The organism is Bacillus sp. FSL K6-2819 (genome assembly GCF_038008305.1).
Taxonomy (GTDB): domain Bacteria; phylum Bacillota; class Bacilli; order Bacillales; family Bacillaceae; genus Bacillus; species Bacillus amyloliquefaciens.
In genome coordinates this window covers 688,800-714,469 of the sequence record NZ_JBBOYV010000001.1, presented here as the reverse complement: position 1 = coordinate 714,469, position 25,670 = coordinate 688,800, and the positions used below count along the sequence as shown (strand labels likewise).

At 43.8% G+C, this 25,670-nt stretch carries 26 protein-coding genes and 4 pseudogenes; 9 read left to right on the top strand and 21 right to left on the bottom strand.

The window, feature by feature from the left end; genetic code table 11:
- Window positions 1-11 precede the first annotated feature (11 nt).
- Window positions 12-1,133: an FAD-dependent oxidoreductase gene (locus MHH91_RS03805; protein ID WP_013351325.1), complete on the bottom strand. Its 1,122-nt coding sequence runs from the start codon at window positions 1,131-1,133 to the stop codon at window positions 12-14.
- 145 nt (window positions 1,134-1,278) lie between these two features.
- Between MHH91_RS03805 and MHH91_RS03800 the strand changes: the two genes are divergently transcribed.
- Window positions 1,279-1,791 (top strand): MarR family winged helix-turn-helix transcriptional regulator, encoded by a 513-nt coding sequence (locus MHH91_RS03800; protein ID WP_013351324.1) that lies wholly within the window; start codon window positions 1,279-1,281, stop codon window positions 1,789-1,791.
- Between the two features lie 37 nt (window positions 1,792-1,828).
- Here MHH91_RS03800 and MHH91_RS03795 read toward each other — a convergent pair whose 3' ends face one another.
- The 4 genes and pseudogenes from MHH91_RS03795 to MHH91_RS03780 form a co-directional block, all read right to left on the bottom strand.
- Window positions 1,829-2,473, bottom strand: coding sequence for a Bax inhibitor-1/YccA family protein (locus tag MHH91_RS03795; protein WP_013351323.1), 645 nt, complete (start codon window positions 2,471-2,473; stop codon window positions 1,829-1,831).
- Between the two features lie 91 nt (window positions 2,474-2,564).
- Entirely contained in the window at window positions 2,565-2,867 is a 303-nt protein-coding gene (locus MHH91_RS03790) for a hypothetical protein (RefSeq protein WP_013351322.1), read from the bottom strand.
- A gap of 29 nt (window positions 2,868-2,896) precedes the next feature.
- A complete protein-coding gene (locus MHH91_RS03785; protein ID WP_013351321.1) occupies window positions 2,897-3,073 on the bottom strand; it encodes a YezD family protein in 177 nt (58 codons plus the stop codon).
- A gap of 313 nt (window positions 3,074-3,386) precedes the next feature.
- Window positions 3,387-4,252: pseudogene (locus MHH91_RS03780) on the bottom strand (STAS domain-containing protein).
- A 158-nt stretch (window positions 4,253-4,410) separates the two neighbouring features.
- Here MHH91_RS03780 and MHH91_RS03775 point away from each other — a divergent pair.
- Both MHH91_RS03775 and hmoA read left to right on the top strand, forming a co-directional pair.
- Window positions 4,411-4,773, top strand: coding sequence for a VOC family protein (locus MHH91_RS03775; protein ID WP_013351319.1), 363 nt, complete (start codon window positions 4,411-4,413; stop codon window positions 4,771-4,773).
- Between the two features lie 73 nt (window positions 4,774-4,846).
- Window positions 4,847-5,173, top strand: a complete 327-nt coding sequence (gene hmoA, locus MHH91_RS03770) for a heme-degrading oxygenase HmoA (RefSeq protein ID WP_013351318.1) — start codon at window positions 4,847-4,849, stop codon at window positions 5,171-5,173.
- A gap of 32 nt (window positions 5,174-5,205) precedes the next feature.
- On the opposite strand, the gene MHH91_RS03765 is transcribed toward hmoA, so the two are convergent.
- The 9 genes from MHH91_RS03765 to MHH91_RS03725 all read right to left on the bottom strand — a co-directional run bounded on the left by MHH91_RS03765 (window position 5,206) and on the right by MHH91_RS03725 (window position 10,411).
- Window positions 5,206-5,895 (bottom strand): DUF421 domain-containing protein, encoded by a 690-nt coding sequence (locus tag MHH91_RS03765; RefSeq protein ID WP_013351317.1) that lies wholly within the window; start codon window positions 5,893-5,895, stop codon window positions 5,206-5,208.
- A gap of 112 nt (window positions 5,896-6,007) precedes the next feature.
- Complete coding sequence (locus MHH91_RS03760; RefSeq protein ID WP_013351316.1) at window positions 6,008-6,286, bottom strand: YesK-like family protein; 279 nt, start codon at window positions 6,284-6,286, stop codon at window positions 6,008-6,010.
- A 30-nt stretch (window positions 6,287-6,316) separates the two neighbouring features.
- Window positions 6,317-6,850 carry a GNAT family N-acetyltransferase gene (locus MHH91_RS03755; RefSeq protein ID WP_013351315.1) on the bottom strand — a complete coding sequence of 178 codons (534 nt, stop codon included), beginning with the start codon at window positions 6,848-6,850 and terminating at the stop codon, window positions 6,317-6,319.
- An 88-nt stretch (window positions 6,851-6,938) separates the two neighbouring features.
- On the bottom strand, window positions 6,939-7,508 hold the full coding sequence (gene cotJC / locus MHH91_RS03750) for a spore coat protein CotJC (protein ID WP_013351314.1): 570 nt from the start codon (window positions 7,506-7,508) through the stop codon (window positions 6,939-6,941).
- A gap of 14 nt (window positions 7,509-7,522) precedes the next feature.
- A complete protein-coding gene (gene cotJB / locus MHH91_RS03745) occupies window positions 7,523-7,786 on the bottom strand; it encodes a spore coat protein CotJB (RefSeq protein ID WP_013351313.1) in 264 nt (87 codons plus the stop codon).
- The gene (gene cotJA, locus MHH91_RS03740; protein ID WP_013351312.1) at window positions 7,770-8,018 is read right to left on the bottom strand and encodes a spore coat-associated protein CotJA; all 249 of its coding nucleotides are present in this window, start codon (window positions 8,016-8,018) and stop codon (window positions 7,770-7,772) included. Before cotJA ends, cotJB begins: the two co-directional genes overlap by 17 nt.
- Before the next feature lie 132 nt (window positions 8,019-8,150).
- Complete coding sequence (gene ant(6), locus MHH91_RS03735; protein WP_013351311.1) at window positions 8,151-9,020, bottom strand: aminoglycoside 6-adenylyltransferase; 870 nt, start codon at window positions 9,018-9,020, stop codon at window positions 8,151-8,153.
- A 195-nt stretch (window positions 9,021-9,215) separates the two neighbouring features.
- Entirely contained in the window at window positions 9,216-9,512 is a 297-nt protein-coding gene (locus MHH91_RS03730; protein ID WP_013351310.1) for a hypothetical protein, read from the bottom strand.
- 179 nt (window positions 9,513-9,691) lie between these two features.
- Window positions 9,692-10,411, bottom strand: coding sequence for a YebC/PmpR family DNA-binding transcriptional regulator (locus MHH91_RS03725; protein WP_014469866.1), 720 nt, complete (start codon window positions 10,409-10,411; stop codon window positions 9,692-9,694).
- A 298-nt stretch (window positions 10,412-10,709) separates the two neighbouring features.
- Between MHH91_RS03725 and MHH91_RS03720 the strand changes: the two are divergent.
- The 5 genes and pseudogenes from MHH91_RS03720 to MHH91_RS03700 all read left to right on the top strand — a co-directional run.
- Window positions 10,710-12,717 (top strand): annotated as a pseudogene (locus MHH91_RS03720) (T7SS effector LXG polymorphic toxin).
- Between the two features lie 5 nt (window positions 12,718-12,722).
- Complete coding sequence (locus MHH91_RS03715) at window positions 12,723-13,196, top strand: antitoxin YezG family protein (RefSeq protein ID WP_014472477.1); 474 nt, start codon at window positions 12,723-12,725, stop codon at window positions 13,194-13,196.
- The gene (locus MHH91_RS03710) at window positions 13,186-13,656 is read left to right on the top strand and encodes an immunity protein YezG family protein (RefSeq protein WP_014471547.1); all 471 of its coding nucleotides are present in this window, start codon (window positions 13,186-13,188) and stop codon (window positions 13,654-13,656) included. The genes MHH91_RS03715 and MHH91_RS03710 overlap by 11 nt, the downstream gene beginning before the upstream one ends.
- Before the next feature lie 59 nt (window positions 13,657-13,715).
- Window positions 13,716-14,181 (top strand): annotated as a pseudogene (locus tag MHH91_RS03705) (TIGR01741 family protein).
- Window positions 14,182-14,232: 51 nt separating this feature from the next.
- Window positions 14,233-14,454 (top strand): annotated as a pseudogene (locus tag MHH91_RS03700) (immunity protein YezG family protein); the annotation flags it as partial.
- A 72-nt stretch (window positions 14,455-14,526) separates the two neighbouring features.
- On the opposite strand, the gene MHH91_RS03695 reads toward MHH91_RS03700, so the two are convergent.
- The 7 genes from MHH91_RS03695 to MHH91_RS03665 all read right to left on the bottom strand — a co-directional run bounded on the left by MHH91_RS03695 (window position 14,527) and on the right by MHH91_RS03665 (window position 24,655).
- A complete protein-coding gene (locus MHH91_RS03695; RefSeq protein WP_013351307.1) occupies window positions 14,527-15,402 on the bottom strand; it encodes an ABC transporter permease in 876 nt (291 codons plus the stop codon).
- Window positions 15,403-16,356 (bottom strand): ABC transporter ATP-binding protein, encoded by a 954-nt coding sequence (locus tag MHH91_RS03690; protein ID WP_013351306.1) that lies wholly within the window; start codon window positions 16,354-16,356, stop codon window positions 15,403-15,405.
- A 209-nt stretch (window positions 16,357-16,565) separates the two neighbouring features.
- On the bottom strand, window positions 16,566-16,748 hold the full coding sequence (locus tag MHH91_RS03685) for a hypothetical protein (RefSeq protein WP_127721167.1): 183 nt from the start codon (window positions 16,746-16,748) through the stop codon (window positions 16,566-16,568).
- A 30-nt stretch (window positions 16,749-16,778) separates the two neighbouring features.
- On the bottom strand, window positions 16,779-18,731 hold the full coding sequence (locus tag MHH91_RS03680) for a DUF2075 domain-containing protein (RefSeq protein WP_014471545.1): 1,953 nt from the start codon (window positions 18,729-18,731) through the stop codon (window positions 16,779-16,781).
- A 194-nt stretch (window positions 18,732-18,925) separates the two neighbouring features.
- Window positions 18,926-20,302, bottom strand: a complete 1,377-nt coding sequence (gene rlmD / locus MHH91_RS03675; protein ID WP_013351304.1) for a 23S rRNA (uracil(1939)-C(5))-methyltransferase RlmD — start codon at window positions 20,300-20,302, stop codon at window positions 18,926-18,928.
- 145 nt (window positions 20,303-20,447) lie between these two features.
- Entirely contained in the window at window positions 20,448-21,359 is a 912-nt protein-coding gene (locus MHH91_RS03670) for a diacylglycerol kinase (RefSeq protein ID WP_013351303.1), read from the bottom strand.
- Between the two features lie 152 nt (window positions 21,360-21,511).
- Window positions 21,512-24,655: an efflux RND transporter permease subunit gene (locus MHH91_RS03665; RefSeq protein WP_013351302.1), complete on the bottom strand. Its 3,144-nt coding sequence runs from the start codon at window positions 24,653-24,655 to the stop codon at window positions 21,512-21,514.
- A 129-nt stretch (window positions 24,656-24,784) separates the two neighbouring features.
- On the opposite strand from MHH91_RS03665, the gene MHH91_RS03660 reads away from it, so the two are divergent.
- Entirely contained in the window at window positions 24,785-25,639 is an 855-nt protein-coding gene (locus MHH91_RS03660) for a TetR/AcrR family transcriptional regulator (RefSeq protein WP_013351301.1), read from the top strand.
- Window positions 25,640-25,670 lie beyond the last annotated feature (31 nt).

The following is a 25,670-nucleotide window of genomic DNA, read 5'->3' as shown; positions in this document are numbered from 1 at the left end:
ACTTTCTTTATTTAATAAGGCTCTTTGAGCAGCCGATGGCATTCACCGATGATGTCTTGGACACCGGGTGTTCCCTTTATCTCGCGGCGGACGATTTCAGATGACAGATTCTGTATCTGTAAAGCCCGCTCCGCCCGTCTTTCGAAGTATGCTTGAAATGCAGTTTCATGGTTTTCATCATTTTGCAGTTCTTCACTAAGAACGATCGCGTCTTCAATCGCCATCGCCGCTCCCTGCGCCAATGTCGGCGCTCCTGCATGAACGGCATCCCCGCCCAGAACGACGCGGCCTCTGTGCCACGGTTCTTTGACCGCCATCTGCTCAATTTTATGAAACAAAACAGGATATTCCTTTGACATATTCTCTGTCACAAACTTCACTCCCGGAAATCCGTGCAGCAGGTCTTTCACCCGTTCAAAACGTGTATCCTCGTCATCCGTACAGTCAGCGTCATACGGCCGGATGATAAATACGTATCCTGTTTTTTCGGACAGCGGCACGACACCGACCTGCGTCTGCCCCTTTTTATACATCAGTGTCGAATCATGAAAAACCCGCTCGGGAAAAGAGATGAAAAATCTGTGCGCTCCCATGCCGAGATACTCCGTTTTCACTTCTCTTTGCAGCATTTGATCACGGACAACAGAGCGGATGCCGTCAAAGCCGGCGAGAATGTCCGCCGTCATCACGGTTCCGTCTGCGAAATGCACCGTTATTTCATCCGCCGTTTCTTCGTAAGACACGACTTTTTTCCCCAGCAAAATCGTGGCCCCCGCCGCTTCAGCATGCTTTCTGAGGATATCATTTAACGTTTGCCGCAATATATTATTCCTCCCCGGCAATGAATCATCTAAAAACGCCTCTCTCACTTTAAACAATAACGACCCGTTTTCATCATGCTGCTTCAGCCATTCCGTTTGAAAACCGTTTTGGCAGCATTCTTCATACACACCGATTTCACGCAGCACCCCGAGCGCATTTTGAGGCTGGAGAATGCCCGCTCCGCTTTTACGCATTTCAGAAGCCGCCTCGCAAAGGGTCACTTCAAACCCCGCTCTCCCGAGAGAAATCGCTGCACACAGGCCGCCGATCCCACCGCCCGCTATGATGATCTTTTTCACTTCATGGTTCATTACGATACCGCCTTCTTATTTATTATCTATTAACTATTAGCCACCTTACTATATTGGCTGAAAAACTGTCAATCTTTATAGGTTGCCTTTTGAATCCGGCAGGCTTATACTTTGAATCACTAAAATGGTACGGAGGCTTACAAAAATGGAGTTGAGACATTTGCCGGATTACTCGCAGATTGCCGGACACGCTGAGATTTACGCCGATATGGATGCTGAATCATTGAAAACATTTTTGACGTTATTAGATATGTCGAAAAAAATGAATCAGGTCATGGAGCATTATTTCTCAAGTCATGGACTGTCCGAAGGCAAATTCAAAATTTTGATGTTTCTGTTTGACGCGCCCGGCCACAGCCTGAGTCCGACGGAGCTGGCGAAAGAATCCAATGTCACCAAAGCGACCATTACTGGATTGATCGACGGACTTGCCCGGGACGGCTTTGTGAACCGCAGGCGGCATACCGGCGACAGACGAAAAATCAGCATCGACCTGACCGAGGAAGGAAAAGAAAAGCTGATGCGGTTTCTTCCCGGTCATTTCTCCAAAATTTCAGGTGCCATGGAAAGCTTCACCGCAGAAGAAAAAGCGGAATTGACAAAAATGCTTGAAGTTCTATTTGATAAGCTTCTGCTGTTTTCCGGCGGCAGAACATAAAAAGGCGCCCCTTTTAGAGGGCGCCTTTTCCGTGCGATTAATCATCACTGTTTAAAATTCCGAAAAACCGGAGCAGGTTGATAAACAGGTTGATAAAGTCGATATAAAGCGTCAATGCCATCAAAGGAATCAAATCCGCCGTGATGTCCCGGTGTTTGATCTGGTTCAGATCGTATAAGATGTACATTGAAAACACAATCGTGCCGATGACGGAATACGCCATCATGGCGGCGGAATTCAGCGGGCTGAAAATATTAAAGATCCCCACCGCGAGAAGCGCGATAACAGCGACAAGCAAGAAGGACCATAAAAACGACAAGTCCTTTTTCGTCTTAGCGCCGATCGTGCCGAGCACCGCAAAAATCACAAATGAAGAGCCGAATGCCTCCAATACGACATAGGCGCCCGCTGCGGACGCATAATGGCTGATAATCGGAAACAGCGTCATTCCTGAAATGAAAGCGAATGTAAAGACAAACGCATATCCGACGGCTTTTTTACGGCGCAGCCAAAACGCGGCGAAGATCATGATAACCTCTAAGACCGACAGCGGAAGCATCAATGCCGGCGGAATGAACTGGCCGGTATACAGGCCGATTGTCGCAACTAACAGCGTAAACACAAATACCGTTATAATGCGCTGCATAATAGATTGTTTGCTCTCATAAGCAGCAGTTTGCATGTCAAAAGTCCTCCCAAAAAATGATCGTGATAGGTCTATTATAAATAAAATGGGAGAAATTTGCATGATTTTAAGAAGATTTTAAGGATATTCAAGCCTGGCGTTTTGCTGCGCACTCCTGCATATCCATGAAATCATGCAGTTTTTTCGTCAATCCCCCGTGCCCGAATCGGATATTCCCCTTCTGTCCCGGCGTTTTCGCAAAATCGAGAAACGCCAGCACATAAAGACGCCTGACGGGAATGGGAATGATGCCCGCATCATAAAACCAGCCGTCAATTGTGTTCAGCACTCCTTTGTTAATGCCGTATTGCTTCGTGCACCAATGCAGAAAGCGCACTTCAGGCAAGTGCAGATACCGGCTCTCCCGGAAAGGGACAGTTGAATGCTTCATATGTACCGCCTCCTGTCATCGGCTGTTTTTTAAGATTGCTGTTTAGCTTCTTTGCTCTTCAGGGAAAAGCGGTATTTCTCCACCTTATCAATTTGTGTTACTTGGGAATTATGAACCGTAATCTGAACAGTCCCGAAATCGATCGTTTCCAGCGCACTGATAATCTTTTCAATCACATGCGGATCTACGCTTCCTTTGGACGTCATCATGCTCCCCCTTTATGTCTGCCCGTTCGTCTTTTGACAATGGCTTTTTAATTCATACTATTCTGATAAGAAATATACACTTATACTATTATGTTTTCTTTCAGAAATCAATAACATTTACACAATTTTTGGATTTGATTTCTCCACTCTTTTCCTGCTTAAAAAAGAAAATCAGTTGACTGGCGGCCAGCTTTCGTTTGTGTACGATCAGCTATTTGTGCCGGTTCGATGTGCTGCCTAATTAAGTTTTTGAACATTTAAATTTCCCGCCATAAAAAAAAAGCGCCCCGCCTCTGGCCGGAGCACCTTTTTCTCACACTTTTGTTTCCTCAATAATACATGTGACACCCATGCTGGCGAGCGCTTGCTCCAGGCTGCCGTATGTTTGATACTCTGAAAAATCAAGTCCCAATTGGATTGAAGTCTGTGCCACATCAGGCCGAATGCCGGAAAATACTGTTCTGATGCCGAGGAGAAATAACGTTTTCGACAGCATGTACAATTGCTGCGCCACCATCGTATCGACAATGGGCACACCGGACAGATCAATCACAAGGTTTGTGATCCGTTTTGCGACACAGTTTTCCGGAACTGTCTCCAAAATCACACGCGCCCGTTCCGTATCAATCGCACCGATGAGCGGCAAGGTGCCGATCGTATCCGCAATCAAAATAACCGGACAGCTAATTCGGAAATAAGCTCCTGCTGAGATGACAGCCTCGAAATCATTAATATCTGATACTGTTCGGTAAAATCCGTCATCAGCTGATCAATTGAGCCGTTGACAAGGTGATTCCAGCGGCGGGCATCCTCGCTTGTTACGATGTCCTGATGCTCATCCATAAAACGGGTGACCGCTTCCCAAAAGACGGTTCTTGAATTGCCGATCGCCTCAACGACCTCATGAACCTGAGCGTCCTGCTCCACTCTGCTTTTCGCTACCTGTGCGGCCCATTTTTCTTTGTTCTGCTGAAAAACGGCCGGATCTTCCAGCAAAGCGCTGGCGATGGTTGTGTTCGTAAACGTATGCTGCTCGATCAGCAGTTGTTTCTTTTCTTCACTTAATTGATCCTCGGAATAAAACCGCCCTCTCAGCTTCCGTCTCAGCTTGAGCCATTTTTCCGTCAGCTCGGCCGAATGTGTAATGATATAATCATGAAGTAATTGGTCTTTGTTCACTGCCGTCTCCTCTTTCAAGATATGTACTTTTATAAATTATAAATCGGAAACGCCGTTCGTACTAGAGGAATTAAAAAAAGCCGGCACATTGAAGCTTTTGGTTGCTTTTTTCGGTTGCGGGATACAATATAAAAAGAAATGAAACAGGAGGTCGTAAAATGATTAAAAAAATCGCGACAGTCGCCGTATACACTAATGATCAGCAAAAAGCGAAAACATTTTGGACGGAAAAAGCGGGGTTTGAAACCGTCGCTGAGCATCCGATGGGCCCGAACGCCTTTTGGCTTGAGGTAGCGCCTAAAGGAGCCGGCACTCATTTGGTTATCTATCCGAAAGCGATGATGAAAGGAGCCGAGCATATGAAGGCTTCTATCGTATTTGAGTGCGAAGATGTGTTTGCCGCATACGAACAGATGAAAAAGAACGGCATCACCTTTTTAGATGAACCGAAACAAATGGAATGGGGCACCTTCGTGCAATTTAAAGATGAGGATGGGCATGTTTTTCTCCTCAAATCGTAATCAGGTGTCTCAATTGACTTTGAGAATCATTTTCATTTAAAATAAAACGTGAAAATGATTGGAGAGATGCCAGATGTTCGTGCAAATCAGAAAAATGACCGTAAAAGAAGGACATGCCGACAAAGTGATCGAACGATTCAGCTCAGAAGGCGTGATTGAAAAGCAGGAAGGTTTGATAGACGTAACGGTTCTGGAGAAAAAAGTCCGCCGCGGCGATGAAGAAGTCGTCGTGTTAATCCGCTGGGAGTCAGAAGACCATTGGAAGCAATGGGAAAAAAGCGAAGACCACATCGCGGCCCACAAAGCAAACCAAGGCAAGCCGAAACCCGATTATATGCTTGGGACGGATGTCGGTATGTATCATGTCAAAGCCGTTAAAACAGGCGTGTACGGAAAATAATAAAGAGCATTTGCCCCAGGGCAAAGCTCTTTTTATTTTTTCTCCTCATATGGAAGGACGAACAGCGGTTTATCATGCTTCCATTCCGCATAAAATACATCCTCCGTTCTTTTGATGTTCTGCTTTTTCAGGTCCTGAATCAGCTGTTCTTCTTTCACCCCGGCTTCTTTCAGATTTTCATACAGCACTTCACCGTCAATGATCAGTGTGACCGGTAAAGAGACCTGCTTCGGCTTGATTTGCATGTCGCCGTTTTTCGTCGTGTCATACGGAAATTTCGGCAGGACACTGACCATCCCGTTTGTTTCTAAAATCGCGTATTCAGCTTCCTGTATGGAAAAGCAATTCGCCTGTCTGAGAAGGCTTTGCAGCTGATTAATATCCAGTTTATTCTTTTTCAGCACATCATATTTCAGTTTTCCTTTATGGATAACAATATTCGGCTCGCCTTCCAACAGCTTTCTGGAGCTTTTGACTTTCTGCGTAATCAGTTCGATGAAATAAATTAAAATACCCCATAACAGAGAAGCAAAAATGATTTCGACGATCCTGACGCCTTTATCATACACCGCATTTCCGACCAATTCTCCGAGGATGAGCGCGGAAATAAAATCAAACGGCGTAATCTGCGAGAATTGAGTTTTTCCCAGCAATTTTAGAATCACAAATAAAATACCCAAACCGCATACTAATTCCCAAGCCACTGTAAATAAATGTCCCATATCTGCACCTTCTTCTTAAAAGTCATTACCATTATGGACATTCGCCTGTTTTCTATACAGCGGCTGACAAACACAAAAAAACGCAGCCGAGGCCGCGTTTCTCTATTTCTGTTTAATGTTTTTGATTCGATCTCACGACCCTAACGCACGCCTCAGCGGCATAACCGGCGGCCGCTCCGAAACCGGCAAACATCGCGGCAAGCCCCAGGCCCATCCCTTCCCAGCCGCCGACACCGACCATACTGTAAACAACCGTACCAAATGCAGCAAGGCCGAGCACCGCCAAAAGACATTCGGGCCACATCTTTTTCGGCCATTTCTTACGGAGTAAAGCAGATATCCCAAAATTAAGACAGAACGCGGCCAGACAGATCAGATAAAAATACCACATGTCTTTTGCACCTCCGTCGTGAGGAGCTTTTTATTTGCTCATCTCTTTTTCAAATAAATGATAACCTGACGCCAATCCCTTTGATTCATATCCCATCCCGCTGTAAAAAGACTGAAGCGCCTTATTTTCGGACACGCAATCGAGCCGGATTTTCGTTTTTCCCGGACAAGACACACCCGTCTCCGCCCATGTCATAATCGTCCGTCCGAGCCCGGCGCCTGCAAACCGCCTGTCAATCGCCAGCCGGTGCAGATACACGGACTCTCCGTGGCCCTCATCGCCCCAAAGACGTCTGTCCCACTCGCTTGCTTCGGGAAGCAGCATGACGACGCCGGCCAGCTCTGCTTTCTGCCTGAATAAAAAAACATGTCCTTGGGCGATCGCCTTCCGCATATTGTGGGTATCTTCCCCCTGTAAAAGGCCGCTCCACTGGCTTGACCCTTTATCCCGAAGCCATTCTGCCGCTGACACGAGCAGATCCATGACCTCTTTTGCATCATCCTTCCGGGCGGGGATGACCCGGAATGCCCCCGCCGTCTCCTCCGTGATCGTAAATGGTGTCATAAAAGCCTCCTGTAATCAGAATATTCGACACCTTTATTATAGACCAAGCGCAGGACGGAAAAAAACAGCCGTCATGTTTGAGGGCCGTTTAAAAAATCTTCTTCTTATCACGTTCTTCTTTTAAAATCTCAACCGCTTCCCTGAAGCGCATGGAGTGAACGATTTCACGCTCACGCAGAAAACGGAGTGAATCATTCAGATCAGGGTCATCGGAAATATCAATAATCCATTGATACGTCGCTCTCGCCTTTTCTTCAGCCGCAATATCTTCATATAAATCAGCGATCGGATCACCCTTCGCCTGTATGTAAGACGCTGTGAACGGAACTCCGGCCGCATTGTGATAAAACAGCGCGCTGTCATGGTTGACGTAATGATCGCTGAGCCCTGCATCACGCAGCTGCTGCGGGGTCGCATCTTTTGTCAGCTTATAAATCATCGTCGCAATCATTTCTAAATGCGCAAACTCCTCCGTGCCGATATCCGTCAATAGGCCGATCACTTTATCAGGAATCGTGTAGCGCTGGTTTAAATACCGGAGCGCTGCGGCTAATTCGCCGTCAGCCCCGCCGTATTGTTCAATCAAAAACTTAGCCAGCATCGGGTTGCATGTGCTCACTTTAACCGGATATTGCAGCTTTTTTTCATATACCCACATTTACAGATCCCTCCTTATACTTGCCATGGCCAAGGACCGCGGCTCCAATCCCACTGCGCGCCGACCTGACTCACGCCGAATTGCAGAAGCGGTCCGTACTCAGGCTCAAACCGCTTTCTCAGCTGCCTTGAGTACCGGGAATATTCATGAAACTGCTGAAGCGCGAGGCGGTCGTGTGGATGCGTATCCAGATAAAGCGTCAGCTCCACCAGCACAAAGTCCGCCGCCTGGATTTGCTCCAGCAGCCGATAGTATTCATCATCAATCTTTTTCGCCATATTCGATTCCCCCCCGATAAGGATTATCATAGAAATCGTAAAGATCCTTCCAAAGGGTCCCTTTTTTCAATGCCTCCATCGGAGAAAACTGCTCCAAGTGATACGGCTGAAACCGCATATAAAGATGCGGCGGCGTTCTGAAGTATTTTCTCCCGATCGGCGGGCAGGGATCAAACCGGCTGTGGAAGGGCTTATAAGATTTGACCGGTGTAAACGGCTGATTTTCTTTCATTACGATCCTCCTTTCCTAAACACATGACCTTAATAGGTATGAATCCGTATCAGCTTTTATGCTCCGCAAGAAATAAAAAAAGCCCGTTAAAAACGGACTCAAGGTAACGCTCCGGAATTTGAAGTGAAAAAATCACAATGAAAACTCTGATTGAAAACGCTGATAATGTGTCAACGTATATTCCGTAATTTGCTGATCATATTCAGGATATTCATATCTCAATAAAACAGCGACTGACTTTGAATATGCTCTAAAGAGACCCTGACAGTCAAACAATGCCTTCCACACGCTTTCATAAGTATTGCCGACAAAAGTATTCAGCAGGATTTCCCAATCTTCCGCATTCATGTATTTTTGAATATACTTATAATTCTTCCCTACACTTAATGAAAACTGATTCTCTATCCCGATCTTCCACGCAATCATACGCAAAACATTAGGCCTTAGAATGTCATTCATATGATCCAGCGCAAACAGTATTTCTTTACGCATTAATCCTTTAATCACATAGGTTGAAACCATCCAAAATTCATTGCAGCAATCATCAAACTCTCTGGGAGTCGGTTTCTTTATATGATATTGTTCATCACTTGCAATAATCTTGCGCTTGATCCGGTCATCCTTGTCTAATAATATTTCCGCCAAACCATCACTCTGTGTAAAATAATGCTCTGTTTGATTTACAGGGATCAAAGTTAAATCGATTTTATGATGATCTTTAAAAAGCATTAAGTAGGAGAACCAGTCTCCGAGTTCTGGAGGGAAAAGTTCCATATCTTCAGGTTTTTGCATCATCATTCTTTCGCCAAACTGATCCAGCCAGCTTTCGTCAGATGTGAAGGAGTCCATATCGGTCACAAAATAAGAAATATCATAGTCTTGAAATCTGTCTCTCGGTACATTTTTATTGGTTCTTGATCCTTCCAAGGTCACAAGCCGGATTCGCTCGTCCTTCATCGCAATATCAAGAATCAATTTCATCATTTCGTTTTCACTTCTCACATGTAAAATCTCCCGCATAAAGAGAGCCTTTAGGGATGCTGTAAACGGCAGTTAAAATTCATAAAGAAAAAGTTTGTGAGCTTGCTTATAATTTACAGAAAAGCCCTATGTACTCGTGATTTTGCTCAATCGTAACACAGCTGCAAGAACATGAGTAGGGCACTCCTGCTGCTCAAGAGTGCCCTTCTCTTATGGTCAGATATATTGGCTGTCCCGATGATGATGATGGAACGGGTAGCCGCCGTAGCCTCCGCCATAGCCGCCAAAACCGTACCCCGGATATCCCCCGAAGCCTCCGTAGCCGCCAAAACCGCCGTAACCCCCGTAACCGCCAAAACCGTACCCCGGGTAGCCGTAGCCTCCGCCGAAACCGTACCCCGGATAACCTCCGAAGCCTCCGTAGCCGCCAAAACCGTACCCCGGGTAGCCGCCTCCGAAGCCTCCATAGCCTCCGCCGTAGCCTCCGCCGTAAATCGGTCTTCTTTCATTCATGATTTATCGCTCCTTCACATAGGTTACAGTCCAGCTTATGACATCAGGAACGAAACGTATGGGCATCCGCCCATTTTTAACGAAATAATCAAAAAACGCTTTACGGAGGAATCCGATACAGGGCGGCCGCACAGGCAAAATAAAAAGCCGGAACATGCACGGTCCCGGCCTTTTCGTCTTTATTCGCCTAAATCTACATTGTGATAAACCTGCTGTACGTCTTCCAGGTCTTCCAGCACATCAATCAGCTTTTCAAATTGAGCTTTCGCATCTTCCGGAAGCTCGATTTCATTTTGCGCAAGCATCGTCAGCTCCGCAACTGTGAACTCTTCAACGCCGGCATTTTTGAATGCCTCCTGCACGGCATGGAATTGATCAGGCTCGGCATACACGATAACACTGTCATCCTCTTCTAAAATATCGCGAACGTCCACATCAGCTTCCATCAGCAATTCCAGCGCTTCATCCGCCGTCTTGCCTTCAACACCGATAACGGCGGTCGCATCAAACATGTAAGCGACAGACCCGCTCACACCCATATTTCCGCCGTTTTTTCCGAATGCGGCGCGCACTTCAGGCGCCGTGCGGTTTACATTGTTCGTTAACGCATCAACAATGATCATTGAACCGTTCGGCCCGAAACCTTCGTAACGCAGCTCGTCAAAGTTCTCCTCCGCGCCGCCTTTCGCCTTTTCAATCGCACGCTCAATAATATTTTTCGGCACACTGTACGTCTTCGCGCGCTCAAGCACCACTTTTAAAGCCTGGTTCGATTCCGGATCAGGCTCGCCCTGTTTTGCCGCCACATAAATCTCACGGCCGAACTTCGCGTAAATCCGGCTCGTATTTGCGTCCTTTGATGCTTTCTTTTCTTTAATATTGTTCCACTTACGGCCCATTTTGTTCCACTCTCTTTCACGAATTGAATCTGTATGATAAATACTCTGTTTCTATTATACCTCAGCGGTTGGGTTGTTTCGAGTGTAAGACTTTAGAAAAAGCAGGGACGCTTAAAATAGCCGCGGCGCACTAAGCCGAATCTGAGGGTTACTGTACAAAACATAAAAAGCCTCCCTTCATACAGGAAGGAAGTCGCAAGCCAAAAGATTCATTTTATTCTTATTACCTATTTCCTACACTGTATATCCCGACTCACGTGGTAAAATTTTGATATCGAACAAAAGAAAGGATATGGTCATGAAAGTTTTCGAAGCAAACAGCCTACTGGCCGCCGCCAAGCAGCGTGCGAGTGAATACAAAGAACTCCGCGGCCAAATGGTCAATCTAAAAAAAGCCTTCCAAGGCATGGCTGATCTCGGTGACGGCGATTTCTCTGGCCGGGGCGCAAATAACATTAAAGCTTTTTTCAAGGACCACGCCGGCGTCACAGACAGCTGGCTTGATCTGATCGATATGAAAATCGCATTTCTCACAAGCCTTCCCGGCAAAGTCGAAAATGCCGAACTTTCCAATTCGCATGTGGAGGAATCATTTCTGGAGCACGAGCTTACCCACGCCCTCAGAAAATCAAAGGCGATTATGGAAGAGCAGAAAAAAGACATGCGCTCCATCCTCGGAGAGATCGAAGACATCATTTCGCTCGAATTGTTTTCAACCGAGAGCACAGATCAGAAGCTTTCCTCAGCTGACAAAAAAAGAAGCGAAACCATACATAAGCTCGGCAAGCTCGATCACGATCTAACGAAAGAATACGCAGAAACCGAAGCGAACGAACAGTTCATCAAAGCCGACTTTCAGCAGCTTCAAAATGCCACGGGCAAAGGAAAAAGCGCCACGCCGCTTCATTACAACGCCAAAGCATACCGAGAAAGCGACATCCATAAGAAAAAAGGCGAGATTGCAAGACATTCGGATGCTTATTTGACGATTAAGAAGGAAGAAGCGAAAGAGCGGGGAGATTGAAAAACTGAAAGAAAGACTGAAAAACTATGATTATGCGAATGCCGATGAATTCTATGAAATGGCCAAAACGATCGGCTATAAAAACCTGACAAAAGGACAGCAGCGCTACTTCACTCAAATTGAAAACACGCGTGAACTCACAGACGGTTTCAAAGGCGTTGCCGTCGGCCTTTATGATTCCGGAAAAGACGCGGTCACAGGCCTGTGGGATATGGTCACAGATCCGGGCGGAACCGTTAAAGCCATTACAGGAGCGGTGGCTCACCCGATCAAAACGTATGAAGCCATTTCAGCCGCAATTGAAGAATCGTACCAAAAAGACATGGTCAACGGTGACACCTACTCAAGAGCAAGGTGGGTGTCATATGCGGTGGGCACAGTTGTGACATCAGTTGTCGGCACAAAAGGCGTCGGCGCCGTCTCAAAAACAGGCACAGCAGCCAAAGTGACGACCAAAGTCAAAGCAGCAGCAAGCAAATCAGCAACAGCTCAAAAAGCCATAACGGTCTCAAAACAAACCGTTGATCACATCAAGCAAAAGGTCAACACAGGCATTGAAGTATCAAAAAAGCGCGTCAAAACCAAGTTGAATCAAATCGGAGATCTCACTCTAGCTGATATTCTCCCGTATCATCCGCGTCACGACTTAGTACCGGCAGGCGTCCCTTACAACGCAGTCAACGGGGTCACACTTAAAGAGGGACTGCAAAAATTCGCCAAGGTCATCCTCCCGAAACCGTACGGAACCTCCGCAAGCGGCAGACGGACACCGGCACCGCATGTACCGCCGGTAACGGTCAAATACGGCGAGCATTTTGCGAAATGGACCAGAAAGAAAGTATTGAAACCGAATGTCATCTACAAAACAAAAGAAGGCTACACGTACACCACTGACAACTATGGTAGAATTACAAGTGTCAAAGCAGACTTGCAGCTGGGAGAAGCAAAACGCAACCAATATGCACAGTCAAAAGCAGGTAAACCAGACCGTCTGACAGATGACGACGGAGGCCACCTAATCGCCACTCAATTCAAAGGCTCAGGCCAATTTGACAACATCGTGCCGATGAATTCTCAGATTAATAGGAGCGGCGGGAAATGGTATAAGTTAGAACAGGCATGGTCGCAAGCGCTTAAAGAAGAGCCTCCAAAAAAGGTTACGATCACAATTGAAAATGTGTATGAGGGTGATTCGTTAAGACCCACTTTATTTGATATAACATATAAAATTGGAGAAGAAAGAACAAAGAGCATCACAATTAGAAACCAAATTGGAGGCTGATGAAAATGGAAACTTCAAAAATGGAACAACTATATCAAAAGATTGCTGAAAAAATAAATGATATGATTCCCTCCGAATGGATGAGGGTTACTTTATATGCCGAAATTTTGGACGACTCCAGAGAAGTTTATTTTTTCTTTAACACACAAGAAGACGAAGAATATATTTATTCACACGATATTCCAGAACATTTTCAAGTAAGTAATCGAATTTACAAAAATATGCTACTAGACCTTCAAGATTTATTTGATGAATTAAGGGATGAATTTAAAAAGCAATCTTCAGATATTTGGACTAACCTCACACTAAATTTAGATAGAAACGGTGAATTCTCAATCGATTATGATTATGAAGATGTACTCGCTTCAAAATATACTGATACTGAGCGACAAGTAATTTGGGAATATAAGCACTTGGGAATTACGCCAATAAGCGAGAGCAGCAGAAAGTTCCTTGAACAATATCTAAATGAACAATGAAAAAATTGGTGAACTATATCAAAAGATTGCTGAACATCTAAATGAAATGATTCCATCTCAATGGGAAAAGATCATTTTATATGCTGAAATACTTGAGGACTCAGCGGATATATACTTTTATTTTACAACACCAAATAACAGTGATTATTTATTTTCTCATTATATACCTGAACACTTTGATGTGAGTGAAGAGATTTACGATCAACTGCTAATTGAACTTCAAGAGCTATTTGAAGAACTAAAAGAAGAATTTAAACTAGGCAACCAAGATATTTGGACTAATCTCACTTTAAAATTAGAAAACACCGGAAAGTTTTCAATTGATTATAATTATGATGATGTTTTATCCTCTGAACTTGATGACCTTCAAAGACGAGATGTTTGGAAATATCAAAATTTAGGGATATTGCCTAAAGATGAGAACGATAAAGAATTTGTAATAAACTACTTCGGTCTATAAATCAAAAAAATGGCTCAGCCCTTCTCTGCTGGGCTATTTTTGATAACTAGGATTTCTCGATGGCTGGAGGTGAAAGATTGGAGACTAAAAAAACGCAAGATTTGTACCAGCTTATTAGTCAGAAATTAAATGACATCATACCTTGTGAATGGACAAAAATTTACCTTTATGCAGAAGTATTAAATGACTCTACCATGGTTCTTTTTTACTTCAGAACACCAGAAAATAATCAAATTATTTATTCACAAGATATACTTAGCCATTACAGCGTAAGTAAAAATGTCTTCAAAACTTTATTAAGGGAAATCCGTGAAATTTTTGAGGAATTAAGAGTTGAGCACAAAAATAATATTGATCAGGTCTGGACTAACTTACATTAACATTGGAGAGCAATGGTCAATTCTAACTTGATTATAATGATGACGATATTTTGGCATTTGAGTTAGATGGGGATCAAAGAATTGCATTAAGGGAATAAAAACCCTTGGAATTTTGCCTGTAGACGAGGAAGAAGAGGATTTTTAATTACTTATCTAAATCAATAATAAAGACTGGAGGCATCATGAAACTGCAAAAATGGGTGAATTATATCAACAGATAGCTGAAGGCATTAACGAAAAAATCATTCCTTCTGGATGGTAAAAGGTCTTTCTTTATGCGGAAATTCTCGACGATTCATCTGAGGTTTTCTTTTATTTTAATACCCCCCAAAGTGAGGATTATATCTATTTTCAAAACATTCCAGAACATTTTCATGTCAATGAGGGGCTGTTATTTGACTTACATAACGTATTCAAGTTTTCTTTCAAAACAGGCAGCACCCCATAAACGGATGCTGCCTGTTAAATCCTTATGTATAGTCTGAAGAGGTCATTTATTTTGTTTTTTAAATATGAAAATAGATATGACGGTAAATATGATAGCTGTAATAACAATGATCCATAAGCTTGCAGCCGTACTGATAAAATGGCCGTTTAACTTGTAGACGATCCCGTAATGCTTTTCATATTCCTGTATTTGGTCCGCAGAAGCATGTTTAAATACTTTATCAACCGAGTCCGTCATAAACGCTTTTCTGAACAGAACAGCGGTGTGGCTGATAGGGAAATACATAATAATCTTCTGTACAAACACCGGTACGCCGCCGATCGGTACATATACTCCGCATAAAAAACCGATGGCTGTTCCGACGATCGTACTTAACGTTGAAAATGCATTTTGTGTGTGAATAAACAGCGTTAAAAATAAATTAATGGAGCTTGACAAAGCAACTGAAAGAATGATGATACCCAATACTTCAAGTATATCAGCTCCGCTTAAAAGCTTGCTGCCTGTTGAAACGAGAAAAATTTCACAGCCTAAAAAGGCGATGAAGGAAAAGATCAAGCCGATAACAAATGAATGAATGACGTAGCTCAATTGAATGGTCGCTCTGGATAAAGGAGCTGTTAAAAAGTCATACGTTCTCTTGCTTTCTTTATCTTTCACCATAATTCCGAAAGCGCCTAAAGTCGTTGTTACAGCTGTAATGGACAGCAATCCCGCCACCATCCATTCGTTCACCATGGCTTTGGAATCATCTGTCGAACCAACCAGCGCCTTAATGGCGTCCAGCTGTGTCTGCTGCAAGAACACGGCATATAACAGAATGACGATAAATACTGACAGCAGAGAAAGAAGCAAAAGCGTTCGATCACGGAAGTAGATTTTTATGTTTCTGCTGATTAAACTGGATAAAGACTTCATTTACGCAATGCTCCCCTTTACTGGCAAAGTGCTTCCTTGTTCTTCGATAATATGGATAAACACATCATCCATATTCCCTTTGATCACCTCGAAAGATTCGACTTTTCCTTCAAGACTTTTCAAAATGTCAAACGCATGGAGAGTGGACTCTACACGAAGAGAATAAATAGAGTTTTTAACCGTAAAGGCCAGTTGTTTACTTTCAAACCATGCCGTCGGATCAACGTCTTGCTTAAACAAAATATGCAGACTGTCAAACGCATATTGATCTTTCAGCTGACTCGGTGTGCCCTCTGCAATCAGCCGTCCTTCTTTGATGACCACAACGTTATCAGCCACAGCGGCCTCTTCCATGTAATGGGTCGTTAAAAAGATCGTCATGTTTGTTTCTTCCTGCAGCCTTTTAATCGCATTCCAGACAAATACCCTCGTTTGCGGGTCAAGACCTGTCGTAGGCTCATCTAAAAATAATATGGTCGGTTTATGGATGATGGCGCGGGCAATATCCGCTCTTCTTCTTTGTCCGCCTGACAAATCGCTGTATTTTTTCTCCTTAATATCATCCAATTTTAAATAGTCTGATACAAACTGATAGTTTTCCTGAACTTGTGCTTTGCTTAAATGATAATATTGTCCGCGATTCATGATATTTTCAAATACGGTCAATCGTTCATCCAAAATACTCTCTTGAAAGACAACCCCAATCTTTTTGCGGATATGATTGTTCTCTTTCCCCTCACCAAGCGTAAAACCGTCAATTACCACTTTTCCGGATGTCTTTTTGATCAGTGTACAGAGAATGTCAATAGTGGTTGATTTCCCCGCACCGTTCGTTCCCAGAAATGCAAACAGCTCACCGCGTTTGACAGAAAAGGATATCCCTTTAACTGCTTCAAATGATCCGTATTTTTTGCGCAGATCCGTTACTGTAATAATGTCTTGTTCTTCTCCCATTCTGTTCACCTCGAAAAGTAAGATTTTATGCCGTTGACCACTAACTTTATATCGACTTTGCCGCTAGGATTTTTCTCATTTTTATCCAACTTTATTATCTTTTTATAAATAATTATCTTGATTATGAAGGTATACGCACATAAAAAGGCTTCTTAAAAGAAGCCTTTTTATCGTTTTACGTTAATATTATGCTTTAATTCCCCAAGTCATTAACCATCGCCACTTTGTTGAGAAGCTTTGTAAGGATCTCCTGCACAAATAGATTTTTCTTTTTCTGCAAAAACGGTAGAAATTTTAGTCGCATTCGTTAAAAAGCCTTTAACAGTTATCGCAAAATCTTGCCTCCCTGCTCTTTTTAAAGGTATAAGATCATAGCGTGATGTTTTTCCCAATTCCGTTTTAATAAATAATTAAAAAAGGTTTCATTGGTGCTTATATGTGGCTTTTTCTTCAGCAACTAATGAAGACTTAAAGAACTCATTCTCTTTGTAATTCATTTGCATATGTTTCAGCCTTTTAAAAAAGTAATTTTCTAATTGTTTGTCTATACAATAAATAAAACAGCCTTTTTGTCCCCGGGTCATCAAAGTTCTGTATGTGTTGCGAATAATTTCGTCTGCAAGCTTCTCAGCTTCTTCTGAATTTTGCTTTAGCATTTTCTTCAAACCACGTAAGGAGGTATCTGTTTTCGCCCGCTTTGAATGATCAGTCAATACTACTCCATCCCTGCACACTAGATCATTTCCTATAATTACACCTACATAATCAAATTCCAAACCTTGGCATGTGTGTATACAACCTATTTCATTAATAGAATCTTCGTCAATTGCCCACGTGTCTGAGTTATTTAAATTCCAACTCATTCCGAATTGATATTCAGGAATCTCTATATCATGAAATTCTGTTTTAGCTTTTCCTTCCTTCACCCAATCCCAACAGTAACCAGCAACTATTCGAGCTTTATTATTAACTTTATTCAGATCTTCTATCTGTTTACGCAATTCATTTGGATTTCTATATATACGAAAATCGTAGTTCATTCCAATATAATTAGAATTCGCAGTTTCCCGAATTTGAAGAACATCATCTAACCAGCTTATATAACCATCTGAACCATTGCAACGAAACTGTGAATCCAGTTTCATATTTGTAACCTGAGCATCTAATTCTTTTGAGAATTTAAGGATTGTATCAGTACTGCCAATATCTTTTAACGTTACTCTTTGATGTTCATCTATGAAAAAAACAGAAAGTTTGGAAGCATTTATTATTTCCTTAATTTGATTTTCCCCAAGGTTATTAAATAAACCGGATTTCTCATTTAATCGATGCGCCTCATCAACAATTAAAACGTCAAATTCACCTGATGGAGCATTGACATAACTGCCCGATCCTTTAAATAAATTATCAATGTGCCCTTTCCGAAAGTTTTGTTTTAACTTAGTAGCATATACATTTCTGGGAGCTGCATTTTTTGTTACATATTGTGCAACGAGACTTCGGTTTGTTGCTTCTACTAATAAATTTACAGCAAGAACAGATTTTCCTGTACCTGGCCCGCCTTCTACAACTAAAACTTGTTTAGTGTTTGTACGTAATGCCTCATTCGCAAAATGTAAGGCCGTCTCATACACAACTTTTTGATTATCAATCATCATAAACTCTCGATTACCTTGAAGCATACTGTTTAACGAATCTTGAAGAGACTTTGAAGGCCGTATTCTTCCTTTATCTATTGTATATAGGATTTCTTTGCTGTCTCCATACTTAATATACTTTTTAATGAAATCACGAAGCTTACCTGAATCACCTTTGATAAAAACCGGAGCTTCTTTTATATAATATTCATATATTGAATCAGTTAATGGATCGTCTGTACCCTGATTCAAATAGTTATGTAAGTATGTACAAGGATATAGGTTGATATCTTCTTTTTGCGCATTTTCATTGTAATCCTTTATTAACGATGCGTATGACCAGGCTTGATAAGATGGATGGGTTGTTTCGCGAATTCCTTTATTTATAAACGTTTTAACGATGGCCTCTTTACTATCAATTTTCTCTACCTTCTCCCATTGTTTAAGTTCCACAATCACAACAGATGAACGATCATTCTTATCTGATCCAGATATAAGAAAATCAATACGCTTTGAAGTATTGGGTATTTTGAACTCAATAGCAATTCCTGCGTCCTTAGGAATTTCTCTATCACTTAATACCCTATACATATACTGCATAGAGTTATCCCAAGATCTAACCTCTCTCTCATTGATTTTGCCAATTTTATCATTGTAGTTTTTACAAATATTTGTTACCAACTTATCGTCAAACACATCACTTAAAAACTCTTCTTTTGTAGCTTCATAGACTATCATTGTTTCACCTTTTCATTAACTTTTTACGTTATCTCTATAATTCGCCACTCAAAATAACTAAATTGAGTTATATTGAGAATACCATTTTTCTTCAAATTAATCTGTTTTAATATGCTCTTTGTAATTAATAATTAAAAAGGATCCTTCACATACTAATATAAAAAAAGCAGCGTTCTCAAAAAGAGAACACTGCTTTATTTCAATTCGAGCTTTGCCACACACTCCACATGATTCGTATGCGGGAACATATCCACCGGCTGCACTTCGAGGGTCTGATATCCGCCATCCTCAAGCACCCGCAGGTCTCTTGCAAGCGTGCCAGGATTACATGACACGTACACCACCCGCTTCGGTTTCATCTCGATGATCGTCCGCAGGAGGGCTTCGTCGCAGCCTTTTCTTGGCGGGTCGACGACAAGGGTGTCGGCCGTGATGCCTTCTTCGTACCACTTTGGAATCACGGTTTCTGCTTCTCCGACTGCGAATTCCGCGTTTGTGATACCGTTCAGCTCAGCGTTGCGTTTCGCATCCTCGATGGCTTCCGGCACGATTTCGACGCCGTATACTTTTTTCGCCTGCTTCGCCAAGAAAAGAGAAATGGTTCCGATGCCGCAGTAGGCGTCGATGACGGTTTCTTTGCCTTGAAGCTCTGCGTACTCAAGCGCTTTGTCGTAGAGCACTTTTGTCTGTTCCGGGTTGACCTGATAGAACGATCTGGCGGAGATGGCGAATTTGACGTCTCCGATGAGGTCGTAGATGTATTCTTCGCCCCAGATGACGCTTGTTTCGTTTCCGAAGATCACGTTTGTTTTGTTTGGGTTGATGTTTTGCACGATTGATTTGACGTGCGGAAATTGCGCCGTGATGTCTTCGATGATCTTCGCTTTGTGCGGAAAATCGCTTGTTCTTGTGATGAAGACGATCATCATTTCGCCTGTGACGACGCCGTATCTCACCATGATATGGCGGAGCCAGCCTTTGTGGCGTTCTTCATTGTAGGCTTTGACGCCATAATTTGCGCAAATGTCTTTGACCGCTTGGACGGCTTCGTCGTTTTTAGATTGCTGAATCAGGCAGGCGCTCATGTCGATGATGTCATGGCTTCTTTGCTGATAAAATCCGGCGACGAGTCCGCCTTCTCTTTCTCCTACCGGCACCTGCGCTTTGTTTCTGTAGTTCCACGGGTCTTCCATGCCGAGTGTCGGGTGCACGATAACACTGGACAGATCCAGCTTGCCGATCCGTTCTAAAACGTCTTTGACTTGTTTCTGTTTAAACAAGAGCTGGCCCTCGTAGGTCATGTGCTGAAGCTGGCAGCCTCCGCATTGCTTGTAGATCGGGCACGGGGCATCCGTTCTGTGCGGGCTTTCTTCCTTCAGCTCAATCAAGCGGCCGAAAGCGAAGCCTTTTTTGACGCGTGTCACTTTGATTTGCGCTTTTTCCTCGGGCAGGGCGTTCGGCACGAAGATCGGGAAGCCCTGAATCTTTGCGACCCCCGCTCCTTCGTGCGTCAAATCCTCAAATGTCACGTCATAGTATTCATTTTTTTCTACCGGGGGTTTCATTTTCATCTATAATCACCTCTAGTTTTACCAATAGCCTTGTTTCAGCGTGCTGGCAAACCTTCAAATCTGTCAGGCCTTCAAAGGTTTCCGATCACGCTGAAAAGATGACAAAATCCTAAAACGAATACTGTTTTAGGATTTTGTCCGCGTATTAATCATCCAGCTGTTCAGCTTTCTCCTTCGGCATGACGACGTGAATATGTCTGTACAGATTCACGAATTCGCCTGGCAGCATGCCGCCGTATTCGCCGTCCAGGTTCAGCTGCATCTTTTCTGATACATTGACTTTCACACGGTTCGCTTTTGTGTAAATAATGTGCTGATCGTTAATATGATCGCCTCTGAGCGCCATGCTCGCGACTCTGATAAACTCCGCGAGATTGGCTTTTTTCAAAATAATTAAATCAAACATGCCGTCATTCAGGCTGGAATCAGGGGCCAGCTTCTCGAATCCGCCGACCGAGTTGGTCAGCGTCACTAAAAACAGCATGATTTCGCCTTGAAACAGCTTGCCGTCATATTCAATCTCGACTTCTGTCGGACGAAGTGAAGGCAGCATTTCCATTCCTTTTAAATAATAAGCAAGCTGGCCGAGCATCGTTTTCAGTTTGCTTGGCACATCATACGTCAGCTCCGTCAGACGGCCTCCGCCGGCGATATTGATAAAGTACTGTCCGTTCACCTGGCCGATGTCGATCGGGCGGGCCACGCCGTTAATGACGGTATCAGCGGCATTCAGTATATTTTCTCTCGGAATGCCCAGCGCTCTGGCGAAGTCATTTGTCGTGCCGACCGGAATGACGCCCAGCGTCGGTCGTTTGTCTAACGGCGCAAGGCCGTTGACGACTTCATTAATCGTTCCGTCTCCGCCGGCTGCGACAATTAGGTCAAACTCCCGCAAAGCGGCTTCTTTTGCGGCATGAGTGGCATCTCCCGCACATGTGGTGGCATGGGTGGAGGTTTCATAACCGGCTTGTTCAAATTTTTGCAGGACCTGGGCAAGATTTTTCTTAAAAAGCTCACGTCCTGAAGTCGGATTGTATATTATGCGTGCACGTTTCATTATCTCATCATCCTACTTAAGAGTATCCGATCCATTATTAACACTAACAACCTTTAATTATACTATGACTTGAGAAAATCGCAACAATATGTACAGGAATTGGCAGAAGAAAAAAGGCCCTGGCTCCATTTAAGGAGCCAAGGCCCGCTGTCTTACTCTTCTTCCGTTCCAGGTTTTTTCTTACGGAATTTCACCAATACTTCATATACGATCGGTACAATCAGAAGGGTAAGCAGAGTTGAACTGATTAAACCGCCGATAACGGTGACACCGAGTCCTTTAGATATGACCTGACTTCCGCCTTCGAAGCCCAATGCCAATGGAAGCAGGGCGCCGATTGTCGCGATCGCCGTCATCAGAATCGGACGCAATCTCGTAGAGCCGGCTTCAAGGAGCGCTTCTCTCGTCGATAAGCCTTCCGCTTCTTTATGGATGACGCGGTCAATTAAGACAATCGCGTTTGTGACGACGATTCCGATCAGCATCAGCATACCGATCATGGCATTCAGGCTGACTGTCTCTCCGGATACATACAGTCCGACTAATGCGCCGATGACCGTAAACGGAAGCGAGAACAGAATCGCAAACGGCGCTAATGCTCCGCCGAACGTGATCACAAGAACGAGGTATACGATGGCGACTGCGGCAAGCATCGCTAAGCCGAGTTTCGTAAAGGAATCAGCAATATCCGCTGATACACCGCCGGTATCGATCGATACATTGTCCGGCTTATCCAGTTTGTCAACTTTCTTTTGAACGGCTGATGACACCTTCGTGATGTTGTCAGAAGTGACGGTTGCCGTTACGTCAGCGTACACTTTGCCGTCGCGTCTGGAAATGGTGTCAGATGTCGTGCCGTTTTTCACTTTCGCCACATCGCCGATTTTTACTTCTTGGCCTGCAGGCGATGTGATGGTTTTATCCTCTAATTCTTTCACACTCTTATACTGGTCTTTTTCAGTCTTGATATTCACGTCAAGCTCTTTGCCGTCTTTTTTCACCGTTGTCAAAGGAGACTGTGACGTTTGAGACATCAGGGCCTGGGAGATTTGCGAAGCCGTTAAGCCGAGCTTGCTGAGCTTCTCCTGGTCAGCGACGAACGTGTACTCATCATATGTGCTGGAAAGGCCTGAGTTTACGTCCTTCAGATCCTTTTGCTTTTTCATGATGCTTTCGATTTCTTTGACCGTGCCTTTAATATCAGACTCTGAATCTCCGTACACATAGTACGTTAATTCATTGTTGTTGCCTGACGAACTGAAATTTTGCGTTTTCCATTCGCCGCGGCTGGATGTTTTTTTGATTTCTTTTAAGACATTGTCTTTTTCTTTGTCAAAATCAGGTGTGTCTTCTTCGTATTTCACGTAGAACAATGCGCCGTTCGAGCTTCCGCCGAGCGGGCTTTGCGAGCCTAATGAATACTGGACGGTATCGACATGTTTGCGTTTAAGCAGCATGTCTTCCGCTTTTTGCGCAGCTTTTTCAGCTTCGCTTTTCGTTTCACCCGGTTCAGGTGTATATGTGAGCTGCATCGTTTTGTCCGCTTGTGCCGGCAGATAGCTCGCGCCGATCAGCGGTACGAGGAACAAACTGCCGACAAGCATCAGAACCGCGATGATGGATGTAATCCATTTATGGCTTAATGACCAATTCAGCACTTTTTTATAGAAATCGGCCAATCTGCCCGGCTTATGCTCTTTCGCTTTAACAGGCGCGCCTGTGAGCGATTTTTTGAATAAACTGTGCGCAAGCATTGGCACCAGTGTGATGGAAATCAACAATGATGCGGCAAGCGCGAAAACAATTGTTAATGCAAACGGCATAAACAGTTCGCCGATCTGTCCGCCGACCATGGCAAGCGGCAGGAATACGGCAATGGTTACGATCGTTGATGACATGATCGGTTTAAACATTTCTTTCGTCGCTTCACGCACCAACTGTTTTCCGCGTAAAGGCTCATCTTTCAGCCTCATGCGGCGGTAAATGTTTTCGATAACGACAATGGAGTCATCGACTACCCGTCCGATGGCGACCGTCATCGCACCGAGCGTCATAATGTTTAAAGTGACATCAAGCTGATTCAGCACGAGAAGCGCAATCAGCAGTGACAGCGGGATGGAAACGATAGAAATCATCGTTGATTTAATATCTCTTAAGAATAAGAGAATGATCACGACCGCAAAGATCGCGCCGAAAATCGCTTTGCTTAACATCGTATCCACTGACTCTGTAATCGGCTTGGCCATATCAAGAGTCGAGCTGTACTTGAACCCTTTATGGTCTTTTTTGTATTGATTCAGTTCATCTTTAATCGCATCGGCCACTTCTACCGTGTTGGCGTCATTGGCTTTTACGATATTAATTCCGATGCTGTCCTTTCCGTTCGTGCGGGAAATGGATTCTGCTTTTTTCACATCTTTAATGTCGGCAATGTCAGAAAGCTTAACCGTCGGAACCCCTGCTGATGCGCTTTGCTGTGCCTGCTGCGCAGCCTGAGCGTCCGCCGCAGATGCCGCACCCGCGCCGCCTGCTTGACCTTGAGCTGCGGAAGAAGATGTGACCGGAATTCTCATATCTTTCAGATCTTTAATTGACGTAATATTTCCGTTAACGACAACTGATTTTTCCTTGTTGCCGAATGTGTATAATCCAAGCGGCGTATTGACGTCAGAGCCTTGGATTACTTTCTTGACGGTATCTTCATCAAGTCCGTACTCTTTCATTTTTTTATCTTTGAAAGAGAATTCCACCTGCTCTTCCTGCTGTCCGGAAACTTGCACGGACGCAACGCCCTGGATGCCTTCAAGCTTAGGAACGAGAGTGTTTTCCACGTTTTTGGTCAGATCTTCAAGCGAGCTTTTATCACTTGTCACACTGAGCGTCAAAATCGGGAAAGAGTTGATGCTGTAACGGGAAATGTCGGGCTTTTTCGCGTCGTCGGGAAGGCTGACATTATCCAGCGCTTCAGCGACTTCGGTTTTCGCCTTGTCCATATCCTTGTTGTAATCATATTCAATCATAACCGATGAGACGTTTTCAGAGGATGTGGACGATACGACGTTCACTCCTTCTAAATTCTGCACCGCCTGCTCGATCGGTTTCGTCACGTCATCCGCAACTTGACTCGGAGCAGCTCCGGGATAAGTCGTATTTACTGAGAGGTAAGGCATGTTGACGTCCGGTATGGATTCCTGCTTCATATTCAGACCGGCATACAGCCCTGCTACAGTAACGATAATCGTCATCAGCCAAACTGCGAATTTGTTCTTCAGTACAAAGTTAATAATGTGGTTCATCATGTCCTCCGTTATTTTTTATTGACTGACTGGTCATTCTATATAATACTAAACGGTATAACTCAACATCGTCAACCAATAAGGCAGTAAATTTTTCTAAATTTTTCAAGGATTAAGGGGAAGCACGTCATGAACGAAAAAAAAGAGAAAATCATTAAAACAGGCATCCATTTATTTGCCAAAAAGGGGTTTTCTTCAACTACAATTCAGGAAATCGCCGGTGAGTGCGGGATCTCAAAAGGTGCTTTCTACCTTCATTTCAAATCAAAAGAAGACCTTTTGCTGTCAGCATGTGAGTATTACATCGGCATGTCTATGGAAGAAATAAAGAAAATCAAAACAGAACATCAGCATAAACCGCCTAAGGACGTATTCCAAAAACAAATTGCTTATCAATTCCGGGAATTTATGGAGCACAAGGATTTTATCATTCTCTTGCTGAGCGAAAAGGTCATTCCCGAAAATCAAAAGGTAAAACAGTATTTTCATGAGGTCAATATTCAATTTAACATGCTGTACCGGGATGCTCTGCTCTCCGTTTACGGAGATGCCGTCACACCGTTTCTGGCGGATGCATCCGTTATGGCGCAAGGAATTGTAAGCTCTTATATCCATTTCTTGATTTTTAATGAACATACGGCATTTCAGACGGAAAATGTGGCGGCCTTTCTGATTGCCAGGATTGATGATCTGATTACGGGACTGATAAAAGACAATCCCGACCCGCTTTTATCTGAGGATATCTTTACTCAGCCCGCGGCGGACAGAGAAAAACTGCTCGCGGATATTCAAATGGCAAAAGCGCAGCAGGGGCTGCCTGAGGACGTTCTCGTATCGCTTGAAGTCATTGAAGAGGAATGCCAGAAGGAAGAGCCGCGAAAACCGATTATTAAAGGAATGCTGTCCAATTTGGCCGGCAGCGGAAATGAACAGATTGAAACACTGCGGGCTTCCATTGAAACTCATTTCAGCCTTACCATATAAAAAAAGCAGCGCCCTTACAGGCGGCTGCTTT